Source organism: Geodermatophilus sp. DSM 44513, from assembly GCF_032460525.1.
Taxonomy (GTDB): Bacteria; Actinomycetota; Actinomycetes; order Mycobacteriales; family Geodermatophilaceae; genus Geodermatophilus.
The window spans coordinates 3,179,392-3,203,737 of sequence record NZ_CP135963.1 but is presented as its reverse complement, the minus strand read 5'-3'; the positions used below and the strand labels follow the sequence as shown (position 1 = coordinate 3,203,737).

21 protein-coding genes are annotated in these 24,346 nt (G+C 74.4%); 15 read left to right on the top strand and 6 right to left on the bottom strand.

Annotated features, from left to right (window positions below; all coding sequences use genetic code 11):
* Positions 1-3 precede the first annotated feature (3 nt).
* The 8 genes from RTG05_RS15530 to RTG05_RS15495 all read left to right on the top strand — a co-directional run bounded on the left by RTG05_RS15530 (position 4) and on the right by RTG05_RS15495 (position 8,932).
* Positions 4-1,446: a MiaB/RimO family radical SAM methylthiotransferase gene (locus tag RTG05_RS15530; protein ID WP_166525866.1), complete on the top strand. Its 1,443-nt coding sequence runs from the start codon at positions 4-6 to the stop codon at positions 1,444-1,446.
* The gene (gene pgsA / locus RTG05_RS15525) at positions 1,443-2,096 is read left to right on the top strand and encodes a CDP-diacylglycerol--glycerol-3-phosphate 3-phosphatidyltransferase (RefSeq protein ID WP_166525865.1); all 654 of its coding nucleotides are present in this window, start codon (positions 1,443-1,445) and stop codon (positions 2,094-2,096) included. The genes RTG05_RS15530 and pgsA overlap by 4 nt, the downstream gene beginning before the upstream one ends.
* 263 nt (positions 2,097-2,359) lie before the next feature.
* On the top strand, positions 2,360-2,761 hold the full coding sequence (locus tag RTG05_RS15520) for a helix-turn-helix domain-containing protein (RefSeq protein ID WP_166525864.1): 402 nt from the start codon (positions 2,360-2,362) through the stop codon (positions 2,759-2,761).
* A 316-nt stretch (positions 2,762-3,077) separates the two neighbouring features.
* Complete coding sequence (locus tag RTG05_RS15515) at positions 3,078-4,313, top strand: DUF4032 domain-containing protein (protein ID WP_166525863.1); 1,236 nt, start codon at positions 3,078-3,080, stop codon at positions 4,311-4,313.
* Between the two features lie 167 nt (positions 4,314-4,480).
* The gene (locus RTG05_RS15510; protein WP_166525862.1) at positions 4,481-5,821 is read left to right on the top strand and encodes an extracellular solute-binding protein; all 1,341 of its coding nucleotides are present in this window, start codon (positions 4,481-4,483) and stop codon (positions 5,819-5,821) included.
* Positions 5,818-6,780 carry an ABC transporter permease subunit gene (locus RTG05_RS15505; RefSeq protein ID WP_315911939.1) on the top strand — a complete coding sequence of 321 codons (963 nt, stop codon included), beginning with the start codon at positions 5,818-5,820 and terminating at the stop codon, positions 6,778-6,780. Before RTG05_RS15510 ends, RTG05_RS15505 begins: the two co-directional genes overlap by 4 nt.
* Positions 6,780-7,613, top strand: a complete 834-nt coding sequence (locus tag RTG05_RS15500) for a carbohydrate ABC transporter permease (protein ID WP_166525861.1) — start codon at positions 6,780-6,782, stop codon at positions 7,611-7,613. The genes RTG05_RS15505 and RTG05_RS15500 overlap by 1 nt, the downstream gene beginning before the upstream one ends.
* 38 nt (positions 7,614-7,651) lie before the next feature.
* On the top strand, positions 7,652-8,932 hold the full coding sequence (locus RTG05_RS15495) for an ABC transporter ATP-binding protein (protein WP_166525860.1): 1,281 nt from the start codon (positions 7,652-7,654) through the stop codon (positions 8,930-8,932).
* An 85-nt stretch (positions 8,933-9,017) separates the two neighbouring features.
* On the opposite strand, the gene RTG05_RS15490 is transcribed toward RTG05_RS15495, so the two are convergent.
* The gene (locus tag RTG05_RS15490) at positions 9,018-10,034 is read right to left on the bottom strand and encodes a carbohydrate kinase family protein (RefSeq protein WP_166525859.1); all 1,017 of its coding nucleotides are present in this window, start codon (positions 10,032-10,034) and stop codon (positions 9,018-9,020) included.
* 148 nt (positions 10,035-10,182) lie between these two features.
* On the opposite strand from RTG05_RS15490, the gene RTG05_RS15485 reads away from it, so the two are divergent.
* Positions 10,183-11,019: a PspA/IM30 family protein gene (locus RTG05_RS15485; RefSeq protein WP_166525858.1), complete on the top strand. Its 837-nt coding sequence runs from the start codon at positions 10,183-10,185 to the stop codon at positions 11,017-11,019.
* 184 nt (positions 11,020-11,203) lie between these two features.
* Here RTG05_RS15485 and RTG05_RS15480 read toward each other — a convergent pair whose 3' ends face one another.
* The gene (locus RTG05_RS15480; RefSeq protein WP_166525857.1) at positions 11,204-12,058 is read right to left on the bottom strand and encodes a DNA-formamidopyrimidine glycosylase family protein; all 855 of its coding nucleotides are present in this window, start codon (positions 12,056-12,058) and stop codon (positions 11,204-11,206) included.
* Positions 12,059-12,155: 97 nt separating this feature from the next.
* Here RTG05_RS15480 and RTG05_RS15475 point away from each other — a divergent pair, with 97 nt between their 5' ends.
* A complete protein-coding gene (locus RTG05_RS15475) occupies positions 12,156-12,752 on the top strand; it encodes an antibiotic biosynthesis monooxygenase (protein WP_166525856.1) in 597 nt (198 codons plus the stop codon).
* 55 nt (positions 12,753-12,807) lie between these two features.
* On the opposite strand, the gene RTG05_RS15470 is transcribed toward RTG05_RS15475, so the two are convergent.
* A complete protein-coding gene (locus tag RTG05_RS15470; protein ID WP_166525855.1) occupies positions 12,808-17,415 on the bottom strand; it encodes an ATP-dependent helicase in 4,608 nt (1,535 codons plus the stop codon).
* A gap of 68 nt (positions 17,416-17,483) precedes the next feature.
* On the opposite strand from RTG05_RS15470, the gene RTG05_RS15465 reads away from it, so the two are divergent.
* The 5 genes from RTG05_RS15465 (at position 17,484) to RTG05_RS15445 (ending at position 22,239) form a co-directional block, all read left to right on the top strand.
* On the top strand, positions 17,484-18,650 hold the full coding sequence (locus tag RTG05_RS15465; protein WP_166525854.1) for an acyl-CoA dehydrogenase family protein: 1,167 nt from the start codon (positions 17,484-17,486) through the stop codon (positions 18,648-18,650).
* Between the two features lie 12 nt (positions 18,651-18,662).
* Positions 18,663-19,940: an MFS transporter gene (locus RTG05_RS15460; protein WP_166525853.1), complete on the top strand. Its 1,278-nt coding sequence runs from the start codon at positions 18,663-18,665 to the stop codon at positions 19,938-19,940.
* Between the two features lie 147 nt (positions 19,941-20,087).
* Positions 20,088-20,282 carry a DUF3046 domain-containing protein gene (locus RTG05_RS15455; RefSeq protein ID WP_166525852.1) on the top strand — a complete coding sequence of 65 codons (195 nt, stop codon included), beginning with the start codon at positions 20,088-20,090 and terminating at the stop codon, positions 20,280-20,282.
* 188 nt (positions 20,283-20,470) lie between these two features.
* Positions 20,471-21,514 (top strand): recombinase RecA, encoded by a 1,044-nt coding sequence (gene recA, locus RTG05_RS15450; RefSeq protein WP_166525851.1) that lies wholly within the window; start codon positions 20,471-20,473, stop codon positions 21,512-21,514.
* Between the two features lie 2 nt (positions 21,515-21,516).
* Complete coding sequence (locus RTG05_RS15445) at positions 21,517-22,239, top strand: regulatory protein RecX (RefSeq protein WP_315911938.1); 723 nt, start codon at positions 21,517-21,519, stop codon at positions 22,237-22,239.
* A gap of 61 nt (positions 22,240-22,300) precedes the next feature.
* On the opposite strand, the gene RTG05_RS15440 is transcribed toward RTG05_RS15445, so the two are convergent.
* The 3 genes from RTG05_RS15440 to RTG05_RS15430 all read right to left on the bottom strand — a co-directional run bounded on the left by RTG05_RS15440 (position 22,301) and on the right by RTG05_RS15430 (position 24,337).
* Complete coding sequence (locus RTG05_RS15440; RefSeq protein ID WP_166525850.1) at positions 22,301-22,714, bottom strand: hypothetical protein; 414 nt, start codon at positions 22,712-22,714, stop codon at positions 22,301-22,303.
* Positions 22,715-22,787: 73 nt separating this feature from the next.
* Positions 22,788-23,693, bottom strand: a complete 906-nt coding sequence (locus tag RTG05_RS15435; RefSeq protein WP_166525849.1) for an amino acid ABC transporter permease — start codon at positions 23,691-23,693, stop codon at positions 22,788-22,790.
* Positions 23,690-24,337, bottom strand: coding sequence for an amino acid ABC transporter permease (locus RTG05_RS15430; protein ID WP_166525848.1), 648 nt, complete (start codon positions 24,335-24,337; stop codon positions 23,690-23,692). Before RTG05_RS15430 ends, RTG05_RS15435 begins: the two co-directional genes overlap by 4 nt.
* Positions 24,338-24,346 lie beyond the last annotated feature (9 nt).

Sequence of the window (24,346 nt, the reverse complement as noted above, 5' to 3'; positions counted from 1 at the left end):
CGGGTGACACGTGCGCCCGACCCTGCCCGCACCGTGGCGGTGGTGACCCTCGGGTGTGCCCGCAACGAGGTCGACTCCGAGGAGCTGGCCGGCCGGCTGGCCTCCGGCGGGTACCGGCTGGTGGAGGATGCCGAGGGCGCGGACGCCGTCCTGGTGAACACCTGCGGCTTCATCGAGTCGGCGAAGAAGGACTCCGTCGACGCCATCCTGGCCGCCACCGACTCCGGCGCCCGGGTGGTCGCGGTCGGCTGCATGGCCGAGCGGTACGGCTCCGAGCTGGCCGGCGCGCTGCCCGAGGCGACGGTGCTCGGCTTCGACGACTACACCGCGATCGGTGACCGGCTCGACGACGTGCTCACCGGCCGCCCGCTCGTCCCGCACGACCCCCGCGACCGGCGCACCCTGCTGCCGATCAGCCCGGCGCAGCGCACCGCCGCCGTCACCGCGGCGGACGCCCCCGCGATCCCCGGGCACGGCTGGCTGCAGCGCCGCCGGCTGGCCTCGGGTCCCTCGGCCGCCCTCAAGCTCGCCTCCGGCTGCGACCGGCGGTGCGCCTTCTGCGCCATCCCGGCCTTCCGCGGCTCGTTCGTCTCCCGCCCGCCGGCCGAGGTGCTCGGCGAGGCGCAGTGGCTGGCCTCCCAGGGCGTCACCGAGCTGGTCCTGGTCAGCGAGAACTCCACCTCCTACGGCAAGGACCTCGGCGACCTGCGGCTGCTCGAGCGGCTGCTGCCCCAGCTGGCCGCCGTCGAGGGCGTCGTCCGGGTGCGGGTGGCCTACCTGCAGCCGGCCGAGCTGCGCCCGGGCCTGGTGGAGGTCATCGCCGGGACCGACGGGGTCGCGCCCTACTTCGACCTGTCCTTCCAGCACTCCTCGCCGGGGCTGCTGCGCCGGATGCGCCGCTTCGGTGGCACCGAGGACTTCCTCGCGCTGATCGGGCGCGCGCGGGCACTGGCGCCGGCGGCCGGCTTCCGCACCAACGTCATCCTCGGCTTCCCCGGGGAGACCGAGGACGACGTCGCCGAGCTCGAGCGCTTCCTCGTCGAGGGCCGCCTGGACGCCGTCGGCGTGTTCGGCTACTCCGACGAGGAGGGCACCGAGGCGATGGGCCTGCCCGGCAAGCTCGACCAGGCCGAGATCGACGCCCGCGTCCGGCGGGTCACCGACCTGGTCGAGGAGCTGACCGCGCAGCGCGCCGAGGACCGCCTCGGCGACCGGGTCGAGGTGCTGCTCACCGAGGACCTCTCCGCCGACGAGGCCCCCGGGGTCTGGGCCGGCCACGCCGCCCACCAGGACCCCGAGGCCGACGGGACGACGACGGTCACCGGCGTGCCGGCGGGCGCGGTCGCCGGCGAGCTGGTCGCCGCCCAGGTCGTCGCCACCGAGGGCGTGGACCTCGTGGCCACCACACTGGTCACCTCAGCACTCGTTCCCGCGGTGCGCGCATGACCCCTCCGGCGGACCCGGCCGCCACGCCGCCCCGGTCGGCGCGGCTGCTCAACCTGCCCAACGCGCTCACCCTCGTGCGGCTGGCCCTGGTGCCCGTCTTCGCCGCCCTGCTGCTCGCCGACGGCGGGACCGACGACGGCCTGCGCTACTGGGCCACCCTCGCGTTCGCGCTGGCCATCATCACCGACCGCTACGACGGCATGATCGCCCGGCGCACCGGTCAGGTCACCGAGTTCGGCAAGCTCGCCGACCCGATCGCCGACAAGGCGCTGACCGGTACCGCGCTCGTCGGGCTGTCGGTGCTGGCCCTGCTGCCCTGGTGGGTGACGCTCACCATCGTCGTCCGCGAGGTCGGGGTGACGGTGCTGCGCTTCTGGGTGCTCCGCCACGGGGTGATCGCGGCCAGCCGGGGTGGCAAGGCCAAGACCGTCGTCCAGGCCCTGGCCATCGGGATGTACACCCTCCCGCTGGACGGCCTGTTCGGGACCGCCCGCTGGTGGGTCATGGCCGCTGCTGTGGTGCTCACCGTGGTGACCGGTCTGGACTACGTCCACCGCGCCCTCACGCTGCGGCGCACCAGCATCCGGGCCGCGCGCGCCGCCGCCGCCCGCCGCGCGGCCGGCGGACCGAGGACCGAGCCCGCCGCCTGAAGGAGGACCACCCTCCTCCCCACGCCTCGCAAGCTCGGCGCGGGCCCCTGGAGGGCGGCCGTTCCAGTACGTCACCAGGCTCGCGGCGGGCCCCTGCAGGGGGGCCGTTGCGGTCCCTCACCCGGAAGGGGCCGGCGGCCTGCGGTGTTACGCCGTCAGCGGACGCATCCGGCGTCGTCCGGTGATCGTCATCGGCGCCGCGTACCGTGAGCGCACGGCACCCCGGGTGCCGCCGCCCCGCACAGGCAGGACAGGAGACGGCGATGACGCTGCTGCGCACCCAGCTCGGGACGACCCTGCGCGGCCACCGGCTGCGCCAGCGTCGGACGCTGCGCGACGTCTCCGGTGCGGCCCGGGTGAGCCTGGGCTACCTCTCCGAGGTCGAGCGCGGCCAGAAGGAGGCGTCCTCGGAGCTGCTCGCCTCGATCTGCGACGCCCTCGACGTCGAGCTGGCCGACCTGCTGGCCGAGGTGAGCCTCGGGTTGCGCGGTGAGGACGGGCGGCTGCGCCCCGTCGCGCCCGCCGCCGCCCCGGTCGAGGTCCCCGTGGAGCAGGTGCCGGCCGCCGCCGAGGAGCAGCCGGTCGCCGAGCCGGCCCTGGCCCTGGTCGGCGCGCCCACCCGCGCCACGGGTCGTACGGCCGGCGCGGTGTCGCTCGCGGCCTGAGGAAGGACCCCCTCGCCCCCCACCGCTCGCGAGCTCGCGGCGGGACCCTGCGAGGGGGCCGTTCCAGCACGTCACCGGCTCGGGGCGGTGCCCTGGACGGGGCCGCCCTCGCCCCCCACCGCTCGCGAGCTCGCGGCGGGACCCTGCAGGAGGGGGCCGTTCCAGCACGTCACCCGAGCTCGCGGCGGGACCCTGCAGGAGGGGCCGCTCGACCGGCCGGGGACGACTGCGGGCCGGACGCGTCCGGCATGGGAGGGTGACGGTCCGGCACCGCCATCAGGGTGTCGGCTGCGGTCACGGACCTCGGGAGTCCCTCGTGCGGTACCTCTTCCGGCCACCGGCCAGCGACGGTGCGGCCCTGCTGGGCCTGCCCTTCCACCTGCCGCTGGAGCAGTGGGACCCCGAGCTGCTCCTCGAGGTGCCGCAGCGCGGCATCTCCCGGCACGTCGTGCGCTTCACCGCGCAGGGCGGGCACGTCTACGCGCTCAAGGAGATCCCCGAACGGCTGGCCCGCCACGAGTACGGGCTGCTCGGCCAGTTCGAGGAGGAGGGGCTGCCCTCGGTGTCGGTGCTGGGCATCTGCGTCGACCGCCCCGACGACCAGGACGCCGTCCTGGTGACCCGCTACCTCGAGTACTCGATGTCCTACCGCTACCTCTTCTCCCGCCCGCACGGTGAGCAGTCCGCCGAGCAGCTGCTCGACACCATGGTGGTGCTGCTGGTCCGGCTGCACCTGGCCGGCGTGTTCTGGGGCGACTGCTCGCTGTCCAACACGCTGTTCCGGCTCGACGCCGGCGCCTTCACCGCCCACCTGGTCGACGCCGAGACCTCCGAGCGCCACCCGCAGCTGAGCCCCGGTCAGCGGCGCTACGACGTCGACCTGGCCCGCGAACGGGTGGGTGCGGAGCTGCTGGACCTGCAGTTCGGCGACCTGCTGCCGGCCGACGTCGACCCCATCGAGGTCGCCGACAGCCTGCCGCCGCGCTACGAGGCGCTGTGGGAGGAGGTCACCCACGAGGAGGTGTTCGCGCTGGCCGAGCAGCGCCAGCGCGTGGCCGAGCGGCTGCAGCGGCTCAACGACCTGGGCTTCGACGTCGGGGAGGTCGACCTGGTGACCGACCCCGACGGCGGCGCACGGCTGCGGGTGGACACCCGCGTGTCCGAGCCGGGGCAGAACCGCCGGGAGCTGTTCCGGCTGACCGGTCTGGAGGTGCAGGAGCGCCAGGCCCGCCGGCTGCTCAACGACCTGCGCGCCTACCGGGCGACGCTGGAGCAGCGGACCGGCACGCCCGTCCCGGAGACCGTCGCCGGCTACCGGTGGCTGGCCGAGGCCTACCAGCCGGTCGTCGACGCGATCCCGCCGGACCTCGTGGGCCGGCTGGCGCCCGCGGAGGTCTTCCACGAGATCCTCGAGCACCGCTGGTTCCTGTCCGAGCAGGCCGGGCACGACGTGGGGACGACGCGGGCGGCGCGCTCCTACTTCGACACCGTCCTGCCCCGCACCCCCAAGGAGCTGACCACCCCCTCGGCCATCCTCGGCGGCCGGGGCTGACGCACCACCCGTTGCCCCCGCCGCCCGTGGTCCCCGGCGGGACCCCCCACGGAGGCCGGAAGAGTCGGTAACGAGGCGGTTTCGTTCGAGTTGACACCCACTGTGGCCTGGGCCACGGTGCGAGGACCGCGGGTGACCGGAGCTCGCTGCGCCCAAAACGGAGGCGGATGACGGTGTCGAGTGACAGCAGGAGCCGGGCCCCGGGTCAGGCCGGGACGCGCAGACGCTCGCTCGGCGCGGCGGCGGCCGCCGCCGTCGTGGCCTCGACGCTGGCGGCGTGCGGTGGCGACTCCGGCGGCGGGGGCAACACCCTCACCTGGTACACCAACCCCGACTCCGGCGGCCAGGCCGAGATCGCCGCGCGGTGCACCGAGGCCGCCGACGGGGCGTACACCATCGAGACCGCGCAGCTGCCCCGGGAGGCCTCGCAGCAGCGCGAGCAGCTGGTCCGCCGGCTGGCGGCCAACGACTCCTCGATCGACCTGATGAGCCTCGACCCGCCCTTCATCCCGGAGTTCGCGCAGGCCGGCTTCCTCGCTCCCGTGCCCGAGGACGTCGCCGAGCGGGTCACCGAGGACGTCGTGGAGAGCGCGGTCGCTGGCGCGACTTGGGACGGCGAGTTGGTCACCGTGCCCTTCTGGGCGAACACCCAGCTGCTCTGGTACCGGGAGTCGGTCGCCGAGGAGGCCGGTCTGGACATGAGCCAGCCGGTCACCTGGGACCAGATCGTCGAGGCCGCCCAGCAGACCGGGACGCTCGTCGGGGCCCAGGGCGCCCGCGCGGAGTCCCTCACGGTCTGGCTCAACGCGCTCATCGAGTCCGCGGGCGGCTCGATCATCACCGAGACCGCCGAGGACCCGGAGGACATCCAACTGGGCCTGGAGTCGGACGCCGCCGTGCGGGCGGCCGAGGTGATGCGTTCGGTTGCCGACAGCGGCGTCGCGGGGCCGGCCTTCTCCACCGAGAACGAGGACGCCTCGGCCACCGAGTTCGAGGGGCCGGACGGCGGCTTCATGGTCAACTGGCCGTTCGTCTACGGAAGGGCGCAGAGCGCCGTGGAGGCGGGGACGCTCGACCCTTCCGTGCCGGAGGACTATGGCTGGACGATCTACCCGAGGGTCAACCCCGACGACCCGGCCGCGCCGCCCTACGGCGGCATCAACATCGGGGTCGGCGCCTTCAGCGAGAACGTCGACGCCGCCTATGCGGCCGCGGAGTGCATCGTGTCGGACGAGAACCAGGCGTACTACTTCACCTCCAACGGCAACCCGGCCTCCTCCATCCCGGTGTACGACGACCCCGAGGTCCTGGAGGTCTTCCCCATGGCCCCCGAGATCCGGGAGTCCCTGGAGATGGCCGCCCCCCGGCCGCAGACCGTCTACTACAACGAGGTCTCCGCCGCGGTCCAGCGGACCTACCACCCGCCGTCTTCCGTCACGCCGGGTGTCACCGGTCCGGCCGCGGCCGAGCTCATCCGCGCCGTCCTCGCAGGGGAGCAGCTGCTGTGAGCACCACGACCCTCCCGCCGCGGGAGAAGACCCAACCCGCGTCAGCGCCGAACGGCAAGATCACCGACCGGTCCCGCTCGGAACGGCGACTCGGCTGGCTGCTGGCCGGCCCCGCCTTCTTCGTGATGCTGGCGGTGACCGCCTACCCGATCCTGCAGGCGGTCTACGAGTCGCTGTTCTCCTACCGGCTCACCGACCCGACGAACCGGGCCTTCACCGGGCTGTCCAACTACGTGGTCATCCTCAGCGACTCACTGTGGTGGCAGGCCCTGGGCGTCACCTTCTTCATCACGGTGGTGACCGTCGCGGTCGAACTGGTCCTCGGCTTCGGCCTGGCCATGGTGATGGCCAAGGCGCTGAGCTCCATCCGGCCGGTCGTCCGGGCCTCGATCCTGATCCCCTACGCGGTCATCACGGTCGTCTCCGCGCTCGCCTGGCAGTTCGCCTTCGACATCAACACGGGCTTCGTCAACAGCTGGTTTGCCTGGATCCCGGGGGTCGGCACGGACACCGACTGGTTCGGTGGCACCTGGACGTCCCTGCTGGTGATCTGCCTGGCCGAGATCTGGAAGACCACGCCATTCATCTCCCTGCTGCTCCTCGCCGGCCTGGCCCAGGTGCCGGAGGTGCTTCAGGAGGCGGCCAAGGTCGACGGGGCCACCTGGTGGCAGAGGCTGTGGCGGGTGACCATCCCGAACATGAAGGCGGCGATCATGGTCGCCCTGCTGTTCCGGACACTGGACGCCTTCCGCATCTTCGACACCGTCTTCATCATGACCGCCGGGGCCAACGCCACCGAGACGGTGTCGTTCCTGGCCTACCGCCAGACGATCGCCCGGTTGGAGATCGGCCTGGGGTCCGCGGTCTCGGTCCTGCTGTTCCTCGCCGTGGTCGTCATCGCGGTGGGCTTCATCAAGGGCTTCAAGGTCGACCTGTCACAGGCCAGAGGGGAGAAGTGATGTCCCGACGCGAGAAGACCTGGTGGCTCATCGGCGGGGCGGTCCTCGTCGTCTACTGCCTGTTCCCCATCGCCTGGATCGTGTCGCTGTCGCTCAAGGCCCCGTCGGACCTCGCCAACGGCCGGTTCCTGCCCACGGACGTCACCGGGCAGAACTACAGCGACATCTTCACCGGTAGTGCCAGCGGCCTGTTCCTGCCGGCACTGCGCAACTCCTTCGGGATCGTCCTGATCGCCACCGCGATCGCGGCCATCCTGTCCATGTTCGCCGCCTACGCCATCGCACGGCTCGACTTCCCGGGCAAGCGCCTCATCCTCACGACCGCGCTGGCCGTGGCCATCTTCCCGATCATCTCGATCGTCACGCCGCTGTTCAACGTGTGGCGCCAGATCGGCCTCTACGACACCTGGCCGGGGCTGATCCTCCCGTACCTGTCGCTGACGCTGCCGATCTCCATCTGGACGATGTCGGCGTTCTTCCGGGAGATCCCCTGGGAGATGGAGCAAGCCGCGCAGGTCGACGGCGCGACCAGCTGGCAGGCGTTCCGCAAGGTCATCGTCCCGTTGGCCGCACCCGGGGTGTTCACCACGGCGATCATCGCGTTCTTCATCGCCTGGAACGACTTCCTGTACGGCATCTCACTCACTTCGACGGAGGCGGCGCGACCGGTCCCCGCCGCTCTCGGCCTCTTCTCCGGGGCGTCGCAGTTCGAGGACCCGACCGGCGTCACCGCGGCCGCCGCCGTGATCGTCACCATCCCGGTCGTGGTCCTGGTCCTGCTCTTCCAGCGGCGCATCGTCGCCGGTCTCACCAACGGCGCGGTCAAGGGCTGACCCCCGTACCCACCCACCTCAGCGAGGGACGAGATCTCATGGCTTCGATCGAGATGCGCAACATCGTCAAGCAGTACGGCGACGGCTACCCGGCGGTCAACGATGTCAGCCTGGACATCGCCGACGGGGAGTTCATGATCCTCGTCGGCCCGTCCGGCTGCGGGAAGTCGACGCTGCTGCGGATGATCGTCGGACTGGAGGACATCACCAGCGGCGACATGGTGATCGGCGGCAAGCGGGTCAACGACCTCGCCCCGCGCGACCGGAACCTGTCGATGGTCTTCCAGAACTACGCGCTCTACCCGCACATGACCGTGTACGAGAACATCGCCTTCCCGCTGCGGCTGGCCAAGATGTCCGACGACGAGGTGCGCCGCCGGGTCACCGAGGCCTCCGACGTCCTGGAGCTCAAGGAGCACCTGGAGCGCAAGCCGGCCAACCTCTCCGGTGGCCAGCGCCAACGCGTGGCGATGGGCCGGGCCATCGTGCGCCAGGCCGAGGCGTTCCTCTTCGACGAGCCGCTGTCCAACCTCGACGCCAAGCTGCGCGGACAGATGCGCACCGAGATCTCCCGGTTGCAGCGCCGGCTGGGCATCACCACGGTCTACGTCACCCACGACCAGACCGAGGCCATGACCCTGGGCGACCGGGTCTGCGTGCTGCGCAAGGGCAAGATCCAGCAGGTCGCCTCGCCGCGTGAGCTCTACGAGCAGCCGGTCAACCTGTTCGTCGCCGGCTTCATCGGCTCCCCGCCGATGAACTTCCTGCCCGCGTCGCTGGACGGCGACCGGCTGCAGACGCCGTTCGGGCCGATCACGCTCGACGAGCGCCGGGCCGCCGCGGTGCGGGGCCGGGACCTGATGCTGGTCGGCATCCGGCCGGAGTACTTCGAGGACGCCTCTCTGGTCGACGAGGCGAAGCGGCCGCTGGGCTCGCTGTTCCGGGCGCGGGTCGACGTCACCGAGTGGCTGGGTGACTCGCAGTACGCCTACATCCCCTACGAGGCGCCGGACGCGATCCGCGACCAGCTGCGCGACCTGTCCCGCGAACTGGACGCCGAGGAGCTGCGCACCCAGGCCATCGTGTCCATCGACGCGACCAGCCGGATCCGGGAGGGCCGCGAGGCGGAGTTCTGGCTGGACGCCCGCAAGGTGCACGTCTTCGACCCGCAGACCGGTGAGAACCTGACCCGGGACGCCGAGGCCGGGGCGCGGCTGACCCAGATGGCCACCGAGGACCGGGTCGAGCAGGTCCAGGAGGCGCAGGCGCACGGGACGACCGTCGGCGGCGGCGGGGCCAGCCGCGCCGGCGCCGCCTAGCCCCTCGCGGTACGGCGCCGGCGGCCGGACGGCTGCCGGCGCCGCTGTCGGCCCCCGCCGCCCGGTGTCGGCCGCCCAGGCGCGTTCACCGGCGGGCTGCGACCAGCTCCTCGCGGGTCGGCGGGTCGGCGCCCTCGCGGGTGCAGTTCAGGGCGGCCACCAGGGCGGCGTCGTCGACGACGGGCAGCAGCTCGTCGTCGGGCAGCTGCTCCAGGGCCGCCCGGGTGGTGACGCCGGCCGCCAGCAGCCCGGCGAACAGCCCCGCGGCCAGCGAGTCACCGGCGCCGACGGTGTCGGCCACCGTCACCCGCGGGGGTGCCCGGTGCAGCAGCTCCCGGCCAGGCCGGGCGATGCGCAGGGGCGCCGCGCCGTCGGTGAGCAGCACGAGGGCCACGCCGCGGTCGGCCCAGCGCAGTGCCGCCGCGTCGAGGTCCCCGGCGGCGTCGGGTTCCAGCCAGGCGAGGTCCTCGGCGCTGACCTTGACCACGTCGGCGCGGGACAGCAGCCGGTCCAGGCGGGCGCGCACCGACGCCGGCGAGTTCCCCAGCGCCGTCCCGACCGGGCCGTCGGCCAGCATCGGCCGGATGTTCGGGTCGACGCTCACCAGCGCCCGGCCGTCCGCGGCCACCTGCTCCACGAGGCGGGCGATGGCCTCGCAGCCCGGCGGCGTCCAGCTGGAGATGGAGCCCACGTGCAGGATCGCCGTCTCCTGCGGCAGGACGGCGGCGAGCTCCTCGTCGCTCCACTGCCAGTCGGCGGCCCCCTGCACGTGGAAGCCGTAGTCCGGCGAGCCGTCGGGGCCCAGGCCCACCACTGCCAGGCTGACCGGCTCGCCGGCCGCCACCAGCCCGGCGAGGTCCACGCCGGCCAGCTCCACGTGCCGGCGCAGCCCGACCGCGAGCGGCCCGGTGCCCAGCCTCGCCAGCAGCCGCACCGGGACGCCCAGCCGCCCGGCGGCGACCGCGACGTTGAGCGCGTTGCCACCGGGGCGGGCGACGTAGCGGGGTGCCGTGCCGTGCCGACCGGCGCCGGCGGCGGTGTCGGGCAGCATGTCGACGACGAGTTCCCCGAGGACGCTCAGCACCGAGCGGTCGCTGGTCACCCGCCCGACCCTAGCGAGGCGGGTGACTGCGCACCTCGCCGCTGGCCGGTCCACCGGGACACCTGGGACGATGACGGGGACTCTCGATCGCTGCGGTGCGCCGGACGGCTGGCCCTGGCGGACGACCGCTACCTGCGCAGGAGGACCGATGCCCAACCCGTTCGTGAAGATGTGGAAGTACCTCACGGCCTCCGCCAACGCCAAGATCGACGAGAAGGCCGACCCGAAGATCCAGATCGCCCAGGCGATCGAGGCCGAGCAGCAGCGGCACCAGGCGCTGGCCAACCAGGCCGCCGCGGTGCTGGGCAACCAGCGGCAGCTGGAGATGCGGCTCAGCCGGCAGCTCGGCGAGGTGGAGAAGCTGCAGGCCTCGGCCCGCCAGGCACTCGTCCTGGCCGACCGGACCCGCGCCGGCGGGGACGCGGCCAAGGCAGCGGAGTACGAGAACGCGGCGCAGGCCTTCGCCACCCAGCTGGTCGCCGCCGAGCAGGCCATGGAGGACCTCAAGCGCAGCCACGACGAGGCGCTGCAGGCCGCCGAGCAGGCCCGGGGTGCCGTCGAGCAGAGCCGGATGCGGCTGCAGACGACGTTGGCCGAGCGGACCAAGCTGATGAGCCAGCTGGAGCAGGCCAAGATGCAGGAGCACGTGGCCGCCTCGATCAAGCAGGTCAACGAGCTCTCCGCGCCGGGGAACACGCCGAGCCTCGGCGAGGTCCGCGACAAGATCGAGGCCCGCTACGCCAATGCGCTGGGGCAGGCGGAGCTGGCCCAGTCCTCGGTGGAGGGTCGGATGCTCGAGGTGGAGAAGGCCACCCTCGACGTGGCCGGCTCCTCCCGGCTGGACCAGATCCGTGCCTCGATGGGTCAGCCGGCGGTCACCGGTCAGGCCGCGGCACCGGCCCTGGAGGAGGGCACGTCGTCGGTGCCGACGTCCGCCGCGGGTGAGCCCGTCGCCCAGCCGGTCGAGCGCCCCGACCCCGCCTGAGGGACGACCTCTCGCTCTGCCCGCGCCGACCTCGCGGTGCGGTGCCCGACCTCGCCCCGTACCGCGAGGTCGGGCACCCCGGCGCGAGGCCGGTGCCGTCTCCGGGACCAGCAGTGCTGGAGCGGCGTCCCTGCAGGGGCCCGCGCCGAGCGGAGCGAGGTGTGGGGGGCAGGGAGGTCCTTGTTCAGTGGGCGTTTGCCAGCGGCGGTGGGTGGTCGGGTTCGCCGGTGCGGGCGGCGGGGTCGACCGGGGCGTCGGTGGCCTGGCAGCGCGGGCACCAGTAGGTGATCCGCTCCTGCAGATCCGGGCCCTGGTCGCCGCGCAGGATCCGCGTGCCGCAGCGGTAGCACGGGCGGTCCTTGCGGCCGTAGACCCAGTGGTCCCGGCCGCGGCGCAGGTCACCGGTCGTGCTCTGCTCGGGCCGGTCCCGGTTGGCCAGCATGAGCGCCCGGGTCCGGTCGACCAGGCCAGGGAGGTCCTCGACGTCGGCGACCCGCATCCACGGGTGCACGCCGCACACGAACAGGCCCTCGACCTTGTAGAGGTTGCCGGGCCCGCACAGGTTGCGCTGGTCGAGGACCGCCGCGCCGACCTGCTCGTCGGGGTGTGCGCGCAGCCGGCGCACGGCCTCCTCGAAGTCCCAGTCGGGGCCGAGGACGTCGGGGCCGAGGTGCCCGACGAGGGTGTCCTCGTACTCGGTGCGCACCATCGCCACGTCGTGCAGCCGGTACCCGACGCACTCCCAGTCGTCGGTGGCGAGGACGGCGCGGACGCTGAAGGCCGGGCCGCCGTGCCAGCGGGTGCCCGGCCGGTAGATGTGCCAGCTGCCGTCCATCCGGTAGTGGGTGCGCAGCGTCCAGCCGTCGGTGAACCGGGTGAGCATGTGCTTGCCCCGGGGGACCACCGCGGAGACGGTGCGCCCGGCGAGGTCGGTGGCCGCCAACTGGGGTACCCGCAGCTCCCCGCGGCGCAGCGTGGCACCGCTCAGGGCGGTGTCCATCCGCTTGGCCGCCAACCAGACGGTGTCTCCCTCGGGCACGCGCCCAGTGTCCCCTGGCCGCACCGGCACCGCTGCACGCGGCGCAGGTCACCCGGCCGGTGGGAACGGGTGGGAGGGCCGCCGTGCTGAGCCCTGCGTGCAGCGACGGAACCGATCGACGAGCTCCCACGCCACCACCCCCGACGCGGTCGCCGCCGCCGCCGAGCCGGTCACGGTCACCGTCGCGCGCGACGTGCGTGCCGACCGGCAGGAGGCCTTCGAGCGGTGGGCGGCCGAGGTGCTGGACCTGGCCGCCCGGTTCCGGGGCAACCTGGGTGCCAGCCTGCTGCGTCCCGGCCCGGGGTCGACCCGCTACCACCTGGTCTACCGCTTCGCCGACGGTGAGTCGCTGGCCCGCTGGGAGCGCTCGGCCGAGCGGCAGGCGGCCCTGCGGCGCGGGGAGGACCTCACCGACCGCGTCGACTACGCCCACGTGGCCGGCCTGGACAGCTTCTTCACCGCACTGACGCCCTCCCGGCCCGGACCCCGCTGGCGGTTCACGGTGCTCACCGTGGCCGGCGTCTTCGCCATCACGCTGGCCTTCCAGCTCCTGGTCGCGCCGCACGTGTCGGGGTGGCCGCTGGTCGCCCGGCTGCTGCTGTCCGCCGTCGTCGTCGTGGTGCTGCTCGGCTACGTCGTCATGCCGGCGCTCTCCCGGCTGTTCCGCCGGTGGTTGCACCCGCGCGGACGCTGACGCGCCGGCCCGCTCCGGGCACCGTGGGAGACGGCGGCGCACCCGGCCCGGGCGCTCAGCCCCGCAGCCGCAGCCCGCGGGGGGTGGCGGCGAACCCGGCCGCCTGCAGCGCACCGGACAGCGGGGTCGACTCGTGCACCGAGGCGCCGTCGGCCTTCTGCACCACCATCCGGCCCAGCGCGCCCGCGGCGACCGCGCCGGACAGCGCCGTGGCGGCCTCCTTGAGTGCGGTCTCGTCCTCCGTCCAGGACAGCAGCGTCTTGCCGCCGCGCTCGACGTAGAGCACCAGCTCGCCGTCGACCAGCACGACCAGCGCACCGGCCTTCCGCCCGGCGCGGTGCCCGCTGGGGCGCCGTCCGCCGCCGGTGCCCTCGCCGACGTCGACCGCCCCGCCCGGCTCCCCGCCCGCCTCCGCCGACGTGCCCGGGCGCTCGGGCCAGGCGAGGGCCGCGCCGTAGACGTTGGCCGGGTCGGTCGCGGCGAGCACGACCGCGCCGCCGGGCACCCGGTCGGGGGCGGCGAAGCCGCGCAGCCGGTCGACCGACCCCGGTGTGCCGAACTGGGCGGCGCCGAGGGTCTCCACGAAGTAGCCGCGGCGGGCCCGGCCGTTCTCCTCGAAGGCCCGCAGCACCGGGTAGACCGCGGAGAACCCGCCGGTGACCTGCTCCGCGACGACCGCGCCGCGCGTCAGCACGCCGTGCCGCTCCAGCAGGGCCTCCGCGCGGGCCGTCGTCCGCTTGGTGGCGTTGGCCTCCCGGTCGGGCAACCGGGACCAGCGGCCGGCCATCGTCGGCGGGCCGCCGCGGGTCGGCATCGCCGGGCGTCCCAGCCGCGTGCGGCCGTAGCGGCTGCGGTCCAGCCGGGCCCGGGGGGCGGTGGGTTGACGCTTGTGCGTGCCGCCGCTCCCGGACAGCTTCGTGCGCAGCGGGGCCAGCGTGTCGTTGGTGAGCACGCCGGCCCACACGAGGTCCCACACGAGGTCGGCCAGGGCGGCGTCGTCGGTGGCGCCGGTCAGGTCGGCCAGGCCGCGGAAGAAGAGCGCCTGCCCGCCGGCCAGGTGGTCGAGCACGGTGTGCCCCGCCTCGGGCATCTCGAGCGCCTCGGGCAGCAGCAGGGGGGCGAGGTCGGCCGGCACGAGGCTGACCCAGCCGTCGCCGCCGGGCAGCCCGCCGGCGCCGGCCCACAGCACCTCACCGGCGCTGGTCAGCTCGTCGAGCATGGCCGGGGAGTAGTCGCGGACCCGGGCCGGCAGCACCAGCGACTCCAGCGCGCTGGCCGGCACGAGGGCGCCGGCCAGCTGCTCGACGACGGCCAGGACGCCGTCCGGGCCGCGCATCCGGCTGCCCACCGACTGCCAGGACGGGGTGAACCGCGCCAGCGTGCCGATCGGGACCGGCTCGACCTCCTGGCGCAGCCGGGCCAGACTGCGCCGGCGGACCGAGCGCAGCACGTCGGCGTCGCACCACTCCTGGCCGCTGCCGCCGGGGCGGAACTCGCCGGTGACCAGCCGGCCGGTGCCGACCAGCCGCTGCAGCGTCGCGGTCACCACGGCGACGCCCAGGCCCAGCCGCTGGGCCACCTCGGCGGGCTGGAAGGGGCCGTGCGTGCGGGCGTAGCGGCCGACCAGGTCGCCGAGCGGGTCGGGCACCGGCTCGGTGAAGACCTCCGGGACCCCGACCGGCAGCGCGGTGCCCAGCGCGTCGCGCAGCCGTCCGGCGTCCTCGATGGCGACGTGCCGCTCCTCGCCGGCGATCCGGACCACCAGCGCGCGGCGGGCGGCGACCAGCTCGTCCAGCCACGCCTGGGGGACGCCGCGTGCCGCGGCCTCGGTCGGGGTGAGGTCGCCGACGAGGCGCAGCAGGTCCGCGGCGGTGTCGACGTCGCGGGGGTGGCGTTCGGCCGGCAGCCGCTGCAGCTCGCGCTCCACCTCGGTGAGCGCCTCGGCGTCCAGCAGCTCGCGCAGCTCGGAGCGGCCGAGCAGCTCGGCGAGCAGGCCGGTGTCGAGGGCCAGTGCCTGCGCCCGGCGCTCGGCCAGGGGCGCGTCGCCCTCGTAGAGGAACTGCCCGACGTAACCGAACAGCAGCGACTGGGCGAACGGGGATGCCGCCTGGGTCTGCACGTCGACCACCCGCACCCGCCGGGAGCGGACGTCGCGCATCAGCTCCACCAGGCCGGGCACGTCGTAGACGTCCTGCAACACCTCCCGCGCGGCCTCCAGCGTGATCGGGAAGCCGGCGAACTCGCTGGCCACGCTCAACAGCTGCGCGGCGCGCTGCCGCTGCTGCCACAGCGGCGTGCGCCGGCGGGGGTCGCGGCGGGGCAGCAGCAGCGCCCGCGCGGCGCACTCGCGGAACCGGCTGGCGAACAGCGCCGAGCTGCCCACCTCGGTGGTGACCTCGCGCTCGACGTCGTCGGGGTCCAGGACGGCGAGGTCGGCCTCCGGCGTCTCGCCGGTGGTGTCGGGCAGCCGCAGCACGATGCCGTCGTCGGAGTGCATCGAGGCGACGTCGACCCCGTAGCGCTCGCGCAGCCGGGCGGCGAGCACCAGCGCCCACGGGGCGTTCACCTGGGCGCCGAAGGGGGAGTGCACCACCAGCCGCCAGTCGCCGAGCTCGTCGCGGAAGCGCTCGACCAGCAGCGTGCGGTCGTCGGGCAGGTGGCCGGTGGCCGCCTTCTGCTCGGCGAGGTAGGCCAGCAGGTTGGCCGCGCCCCACTCGTCCAGGCCGGCGGCGCGGGCCCGGTCCAGGCCGGCCGCGGGGGTGGCGGTGCCCACCTCGCGGAGGAAGGCACCCAGGGCGCGGCCGAGCTCCAGGGGACGGCCGGGGGCGTCGCCGTGCCAGTACGGCATCTTCCCGGGCTGACCGGGCGCGGGGCTGACCAGCACCCGGTCGTGGGTGATCTCCTCGATCCGCCACGAGGAGGAGCCGAGGAGGAAGACGTCGCCGACCCGCGACTCGTAGACCATCTCCTCGTCGAGCTCCCCGACCCGGCGGCCGCCGCGCGCGTCGTCCCCGCCGACCAGGAAGACGCCGAACAGGCCCCGGTCGGGGATGGTGCCGCCGCTGGTGACCGCCAGCCGCTGGGCGCCGCCGCGCGCGGTGAGGGTGTCGGTGACCCGGTCCCAGGTCAGTCGCGGCCGCAGCTCGGCGAAGGCGTCGGACGGGTAGCGGCCGGCCAGCATGTCGAGCACCGCGTGCAGGGCGGAGTCCGGCAGGGAGGTGAACGCCGCTGACCGGCGGACCAGCGCGGCCACCTCGTCGACGGTGCGCGGCCGCTCGGAGACGACCGCCACGACCTGCTGGGCCAGCACGTCCAGCGGGTTGCGCAGGTAGCGGATCGACTCGATCGCGCCGGCCTTCATCCGTTCGGCGACCAGCGCGCACTGCACCAGGTCGCCGCGGTACTTCGGGAACAGCACGCCGCGGCTCACCGCGCCGACCTGGTGCCCGGCCCGGCCGACCCGCTGCAGCCCGGAGGCGACCGTGGGCGGCGACTCCACCTGCACCACGAGGTCGACCGCGCCCATGTCGATGCCGAGCTCGAGGCTGGAGGTGGCCACCACCGCAGGCAGCCGGCCGGACTTCAGCGCCTCCTCGACGACCGCCCGCTGCTCGCGGGAGACCGAGCCGTGGTGGGCTGCGGCGACCGGCTGGACGCCCTCGGGCACCCCGCCGCCGGAGCCGGCCTGCGCCATGAGGGCGGCGGCGTTGGTGCCGGGTGGCACCGGTTCCCCGGTGGCGCGCTCGTAGGCCAGCTCGTTGAGCCGGCTGGTCAGCCGCTCGGCCAGCCGCCGGGAGTTGGCGAACACGATGGTGCTGCGGTGGGCCTGCACCAGGTCGAGGACCCGTTCCTCGACCGCCGGCCAGATCGACGTCCGCGGCTGGTCACCGGCCGCCGACCCGTCGAGCTCGCCGGTGGGCTGGCCCAGAGTGCCCATGTCCTCGACCGGCACCACGACGGAGAGGTCCCACTGCTTGGTCGAGCCCGGGGCGACCACCTCGACCGGGCGCCCGCCGGCGAGGAAGGTGGCCACCTCCTCGATCGGGCGCACGGTGGCCGACAGGCCGATCCGCTGCGCCGGGCGGTCCAGCAGCTCGTCGAGCCGGTCGAGGGTGACCGCGAGGTGCGCGCCGCGCTTGGTGGCCGCGACCGCGTGCACCTCGTCGACGATGACCGTCTCGACGCCGCGCAGCGCCTCCCGCGCCGCGCTGGTCATGAGCAGGAACAGCGACTCAGGCGTGGTGATGAGGATGTCGGTGGGCCGCCGGGCGAAGGCCCGTCGCTCCTCCGCCGGGGTGTCCCCGGACCGGGTGCCCACCTGGATCTCCGGCCGCGGCAGGCCCAGCCGGGCCGCGGCCTGGCCGATGCCGGCCAGCGGGGCCCGCAGGTTGCGCTCGACGTCGACGGCCAGCGCCTTGAGCGGCGAGACGTAGAGGACCCGGCAGCGGGCCATCTCGTCGTCCGGTGCGGGGCTGCTGGCCAGCCGGTCGAGGGACCAGAGGAAGGCGGCGAGGGTCTTGCCGGAGCCGGTGGGGGCGACGACCAGGGCGTGGCCGCCGCCGCTGATCGCCTGCCACGCGCCCTCCTGGGCCGGCGTCGGCTCGGCGAAGGCGCCGGTGAACCAGGCCCGGGTGGGCGCGGAGAACCGGTCGAGGGCGGGCACGGCTCCCAGTGTCCACAGGGGTACGACACTCCGCTGGCCCGTGATCACCCGCGGGTGCGGGGCGTGGTGTGCGGCACACTGGCCGGCATGCGCCGTTCGCTGTACACGAGGCCGTCCACGAGGACTTCCGGGAGACGGTCCGGGCGTGGGTGGGCAAGGAGGTCGTCCCCTTCCACGACCAGTGGGAGCGCGACGGCATCGTCCCGCGCGAGGTGTGGACGTCGGCGGGTGCTCAGGGCCTGCTCGGGATGGACCTCGACGAGCGGTACGGCGGTGGCGGCGTGCGCGACTTCCGCTTCCAGGCGGTGCTCGACGAGGAGGTGGTGCGCGTCGGCGCCACCGGGCTGGGCTTCGGCCTGCACAACGACGTCGTCGCCCCCTACCTGCGCGACCTCGCCACCGAGGAGCAGGCCCGGCGCTGGCTGCCCGGCTTCTGCAGCGGCGCGCTGGTCTCCGCGATCGCCATGACCGAGCCCGGCGCCGGCAGCGACCTGCAGGGCCTCACGACGACGGCCCGCCGGGACGGCGACGGCTGGCTGCTCACCGGCGCCAAGACGTTCATCACCAATGGCATCAACGCCGACCTGGTCATCGTGGTGGCCCGCACCGACCCCGACGCCCCCGGCTCGCGCGGGCTGAGCCTGCTGGTGGTCGAGCGCGGCATGGCCGGTTTCACCCGCGGCCGCAACCTGGCCAAGGTCGGGCTCAAGGCGCAGGACACCGCGGAGCTGTTCTTCGACGGCGTCCGGGTGCCGGCGGAGAACCTGCTGGGCACGGAGCACCACGGCTTCGCGCACCTGATGGACAACCTCCCGCAGGAGCGGCTGTCGATCGCGGTCGGCGCGGTGGCCGCCGCCGAGGCGGTGCTGGCGCAGACCGTCGAGTACGTCACCGGCCGCACCGCCTTCGGCCGGCCGGTCGGCAGCTTCCAGCACAGCCGGTTCGTCCTGGCCGAGCTGCAGACCGAGGTGACCATCGCCCGCACCTTCGTCGACGAGTGCGTGCGGCAGCTCGGCGCCGGCGACCTCACCCCCGTGGACGCGGCCATGGCCAAGTACTGGACGACCGAGCTGCAGAACAAGGTGGCCGACCGCTGCCTGCAGCTGCACGGCGGCTACGGCTACATGGACGAGTACCCGGTCTCCAAGGCCTGGCGCGACGCCCGCATCCAGCCCATCTACGGCGGCACCAACGAGATCATGCGGGAGATCGTCGGCCGCTCCCTGGGCCTGTAGGGGCGCCCGGCCGTGACCGCGCAGACCCGGGTCCACGACCCCGCCCTCGTCCAGCGCCGGACCGTCGGCGTCCTCGGCGGCGCGGTGGCCCTGGCCGGGCTGGGGGTGACCGTCGGCATCACCGTCGGCGGCCTGCTGGCCCGCGACGTGGCCGGCACCGACACCGCGGCCGGTCTCGGCCAGACGGCCGGCGTGCTCGGCGCCGCCGTCCTCGCCGTCCCGCTGGCCCGCGTCAGCGACCGCGCCGGCCGGCGGGCCGGGCTGGCCGCCGGATACGCGATCGCCGTCCTCGGGTGCCTGCTGACGCTCGTCGCCGCGGTGGTCTCCTCCCTGCCGCTGCTGCTGGTGGGCCTGTTCGCCTTCGGGGCGGCCACCGCCTGCGGGCTGCAGGCGCGCTACGCCGCGGCCGACCTCGCGCTGCCCGAGCACCGCGGCCGGGCACTGTCCCTGGTCGTGTGGGCCACCACCGTCGGGTCGGTCCTCGGGCCCAACCTGGCCGGCCCCGGCGAGGTCCTCGGCACCGCCCTCGGGCTGCCGCCGCTCACCGGCGCCTACGCCATCTCCGTCGCCGTGTTCGCCGTGGTGGCGCTCGGCCTGCTTGCCCTGCTGCGCCCGGACCCGCTGCTGCTCGCCCGCCGGCTGCGGGGGGCCGGGGCGGACGCCGGCCGGCCGCGGCGGGCCACCTCGGCCGCCGTCCGCGCGGTGTGGGCCGACCCGCGCGGCCGGCTGGGCCTGACCGCGGTGGTGGTCTCCCACGCGGTGATGGTCGGCGTCATGGTCATGACCCCGGTGCACATGGGGCACGACGGCGGCACCGAGCTGCGCGTCATCGGCCTGGTCATCAGCGTGCACGTCGCGGGCATGTACCTGTTCTCCCCGCTGGTCGGGCTGCTGGCCGACCGGGCGGGGCGCCGGGCCACGGTCGCCCTGGGCGCCGGCCTGCTGCTGGTGGCGGCCGCGCTGGCGGGGACGGCGGCCCCCCGGGACGCGGTGCAGCTGGGCGCGGGGCTGTTGCTGCTCGGGCTGGGCTGGTCCTGCGGGCTCATCGCAGGGTCCACGCTGGTCACCGAGGCGGTCGGGGAGGCGCAGCGGCCGGCCGCGCAGGGCGGCAGCGACCTGCTGATGGGCCTGGGGGCCGCGCTGGCCGGGGTGGTCGGCGGCCCGCTGCTCGCCCTCGGCGGCTACGGGCTGGTGGCGGTCGTGTCGGCCGCGCTGGTCGTCCCGCTGCTGGTGGTGTGGGCGCGCACCGGGGCGCCGACCGGCCCGGGAGCGGCTCAGCGCCCCCGGTAGTTGCGCCAGAGCAGCACGAGGGAGGCCAGCAGGGCCAGCGCGATGCCGATCTCGAGGACGAGGTCCAGGGTGGCCGAGCCGGTGCCGATCACCGGCCCAGCGTAGGAGCCGGCGGGCCGCCCCGGTGCGCGCGCTAGCGTCGGGAGCGTGCGCCTGCAGGAGTTCTGGTCCCGGCTCGCCGAGCAGTTTGGGCCCCTGCGCGGGGAGACCGTCGCCCGCGACCACGTGTTCTCCGCCCTCGGCGGGCGGACCGCCGTCGAGGCGATCGAGGCCGGCCTGCCGGTGCGCCGGGTGTGGCTGGCGATCTGCGAGGAGTACGACGTGCCCAGCAGGGAGCGCTGAGCAGCGGGAGCGGCGTGTCACGCTGGCAGTCGAACACGTGTTCGGGCTAGATTGGGTCGCGCAGTCCACAGGCCGGGCGTCGTTCCACAGGTCGGCCGATCCTCCGGAAGTGTCAGATCCCCGCTCTAGCGTCGGCACCGACCCGCTCGACCCCACACTGCACCCGCGACGTCCCGAAGGTGAGCACCATGGCAACGCTCGACCGCGACAAGGCCCTCGACATGGCCCTCGCCCAGATCGACAAGCAGTTCGGCAAGGGCTCGGTGATGCGGCTGGGTGACAGCCCCGAGGTGGCCATGAAGGTCATCCCCACCGGCTCGATCGCCCTCGACATCGCCCTCGGCATCGGTGGCCTGCCGCGCGGCCGGGTCGTCGAGGTGTACGGCCCCGAGGCCTCCGGCAAGACGACGGTCGCCCTGCACGCGGTGGCCAACGCGCAGGCCGCCGGCGGCATCGCGGCGTTCATCGACGCCGAGCACGCGCTGGACCCGGAGTACGCCCGGGCGATCGGCGTCGACACCGACGCCCTGCTGGTCAGCCAGCCCGACACCGGTGAGCAGGCGCTGGAGATCGCCGACATGCTGATCCGCTCCGGCGCGCTGGACATCATCGTCATCGACTCCGTCGCCGCCCTCGTGCCGCGCGCGGAGATCGAGGGCGAGATGGGCGACAGCCACGTCGGCCTGCAGGCCCGGCTGATGAGCCAGGCGCTGCGCAAGATCACCGGTGCGCTGAACAACTCCGGCACCACCGCGATCTTCATCAACCAGCTGCGCGAGAAGGTGGGTGTCGTCTACGGCTCCCCGGAGGTCACCACCGGTGGCCGCGCGCTGAAGTTCTACTCGTCGGTCCGCCTCGACGTCCGGCGCATCGAGACGCTCAAGCAGGGCACCGACGCGGTCGGCAGCCGGGTCCGCGTGAAGGTCGTGAAGAACAAGGTCGCCGCCCCGTTCAAGCAGGCCGAGCTGGACCTGCTGTGGGGCCACGGCTTCAGCCGCGAGGGCGGGCTGATCGACGCCGGCGTCGAGCAGGGCTTCATCCGCAAGTCCGGCGCCTGGTACACCTACGAGGGCGACCAGCTCGGCCAGGGCAAGGAGAACGTCCGCACCTTCCTCCGGGACAACCCCGACCTCGCCGACGAGATCGAGAAGAAGGTCAAGGAGAAGCTGGGCATCGGGCCGCAGGTCGACGCCACGGCCGCCGCTGCCGCCGCCGAGCCGGCCGACTTCTGACGGTGAGCGGCTGGCCCCAGGCCGGGGAGCGTCCCGCTGCCGGACGCCGCCGCGGGCGGCGACCCGGTCCATGCCCTGACCCGGACGCTCCGGACGCCGCCCCGCCGGCCGGTGGCTCCGCACAGGACGACCCCGGCGACCCCGCGCAGGTCGCCCGGTCGATCTGTCTGCGGGCGCTGACCGGTGCGGCCAGGACCCGCCAGCAGCTGGCCGAGCTGCTGGCCAGGCGCGGGATCCCCGACGACGTCGCCGAGTCCGTCCTCGACCGGTTCGGCGAGGTCGGGCTGATCGACGACGCCGCCTTCGCCCGGGCCTGGGTGACCTCGCGTCAGTCCGGACGCGGCCTGGCGCGACGCGTCCTCAAGGCGGAGCTGCGCGCCAAGGGCGTCGACGGGGAGGTCGCCGAGGAGGCGGTCACCCTGGTCGACGACCAGGACGAGTGGGACGCCGCCCGCCGCCTGGTGCAGCGCCGGCTGCCCGGCATGCGTCGGGTCGACCGCGCCACCGCCGAACGCCGGCTGGTGGGCATGCTCGCGCGCCGCGGCTACGGCGGCGGACTGGCCAGCTGGGTGGTCCGCGAGGCGCTGGACGACGACCGCTCCGACGACGACCGCTCCGGCGATGACCGCTCCGACGACGACCGCTCCGACGACGACCGCACCGGGGCGGACGCCGCCCCACCCGGTGCGTCCGGGGGGCCCGGCCTGGACGCCTGGCTGCCCTGACCGGCCCACCGCGCCGGCCCGCGGGTCCCCGCGGCGACGGGCAGGTCGGGGTGCGCGGGCCTCAGTCCGTTCGCGCGGTCGCCGACCAGGCGGTGACGTCGACGGCCACGCCGTCCGGGGCCTCCTCGTCGGCCACCAGCCAGCTCCCCTCCCGGCCCAGGTCCGCTCCCAGCCACGCCCGGATCTGCAGGTCGAAGGCCCGCTCGGCCGTGGCGGTCAGCGAGCTCACCGGGCCGAGGAAGGTCACGTCGGTCTCCTCCCGGCCGGTGAAGCGGAGCACCACCCGGCAGCGGGAGCGCCGGTGGCGGGCCGGCGGCACGACCTCGCGCACGACGGCGGACTCCGCACCCGCGGCCGCGGCCAGCCACGACGCGGAGGCGCGCAGTCGGGTCACGAACTCCTGGGCGGGGTCCGCGGCGGTTATAGGGCGGTGCAGGGGGAGCGGGGGCACGGCGGGGCGCACGGCGGTGTCCACGTCGCAGTTCTCGGCAGACCCGCCACGGGTCCGCACCGCCGGGCGGCCCACCCGCCCCACCCGGCGTCCGCCGTCACCGCCCGGCCGGGACCGCGCCGCCGCCACCGCCCATCTGCACGTCGGCGGGCAGCTCCGCCGGAGTCGTGGCCGCCGTCTTGGCGCTGCGCCGCGTCCGGCCCTCCGCGTAGCGCGCCAGCCAGGACAGCAGCAGGTTGATCACGATGTAGACGACGGCCGCCGCGACGTAGAGCTGGAACGTGTACTGGTTGCCGAACTGCAGGGTGAAGAACTCCACCAGGCCCCGGGCCCCGCGCAGCAGCTCCGGGAAGCTGATGATGAAGCCGAGCGAGGTGTCCTTGAGCAGGACGACGAGCTGGGCGATGAGCACCGGGAGCATCCGCCGGGTGGCCTGGGGGAGCAGCACCAGTGTCATGACCTGCGTCTTGCGCATGCCCAGCCCGTAGGCCGCCTCGCGCTGGCCGCGGTCGACCGACAGGATGCCGGCGCGGAAGATCTCGCCGAGCACCGCGCCGTTGTAGAGCACCAGGCCGCCGACGAGGGCCCAGAACGCGGTGAGCCGGATGCCGAACTTCGGCAGCAGGAAGAACAGCGCGAAGATCAGCACCAGCAGGGGCACCGCGCGGAAGAACTCGATGACCGTCGACACGACCACCCGGACCCAGTGGTGCTCCGAGAGCCGCCCGACCGCGAGCAGCAGACCCAGCAGGGTGGCGAGCACCATGCCGATGAGGGCGACCTGCAGCGTGCGCAGCAGGGCCTGGCCCAGCGCCTGCGGCACCTGGCTGGCCGGATCGAACAGGACGGCCCAGCGCTGGGCCTCCAGCTGCCCGTTGCCGGCCAGCCGGACGAGGACGAGGACGACGAGTGCGGCGACGAGGAGGGCGCCGACCGCCGTGGCGAGGCGGATCCGACGGCGGGCCCGGGGGCCGGGCAGGTCGAACAGGACCGGTGCGCTCATCGCAGGATCGCCACCCGGCGCTCGATCCGGTTGACCGCCAGCGCGGACGGCAGCGTGATCACCATGTAGCCGACGACCACGCCGACCAGCACCAAGGTCAGGTCGCCGGCGTCCGCGTTCACCAGCCGGGGCAGCAGCGAGCTGAGCTCGCTGACCGAGAAGCCGGCCGCGATGGAGGTGTTCTTCACCATCGCGATGAGCACGTTGCCCAGCGGCGGGACGACGGTCCGGAACGCCTGCGGCAGGACCACCTCGCGCAGCGACTGCCCGAAGGTCAGCCCCAGCGCCCGGGCCGCCTCCGCCTGGCCGGCCGCCACGGCGTTGATCCCCGAGCGGACCGCCTCGCAGACGAACGCCGCGGTGTAGAGCCCGACCGACAGCACCGCGCCGGGGAAGAAGCCGATCACGAAGTCGATCTGCGGCAGCCCGAAGATGATGAAGAAGAAGACCACCGTGAGCGGGGTGTTGCGGAAGGTCTCGACGTAGAAGGTGGCCAGCCCGCGCAGCGGCGGGACGGGGCTGACCCGCATCGCCGCGAGCAGCGTGCCGAGGGCCAGCGCCAGCAGGCCGGCCAGCAGCGACAGGCCGAGGGTGGCCAGGAACGCGTCGACGAACAGGTCGGCGTTCTCGCTGACGAAGTCCACCGCGCCTCC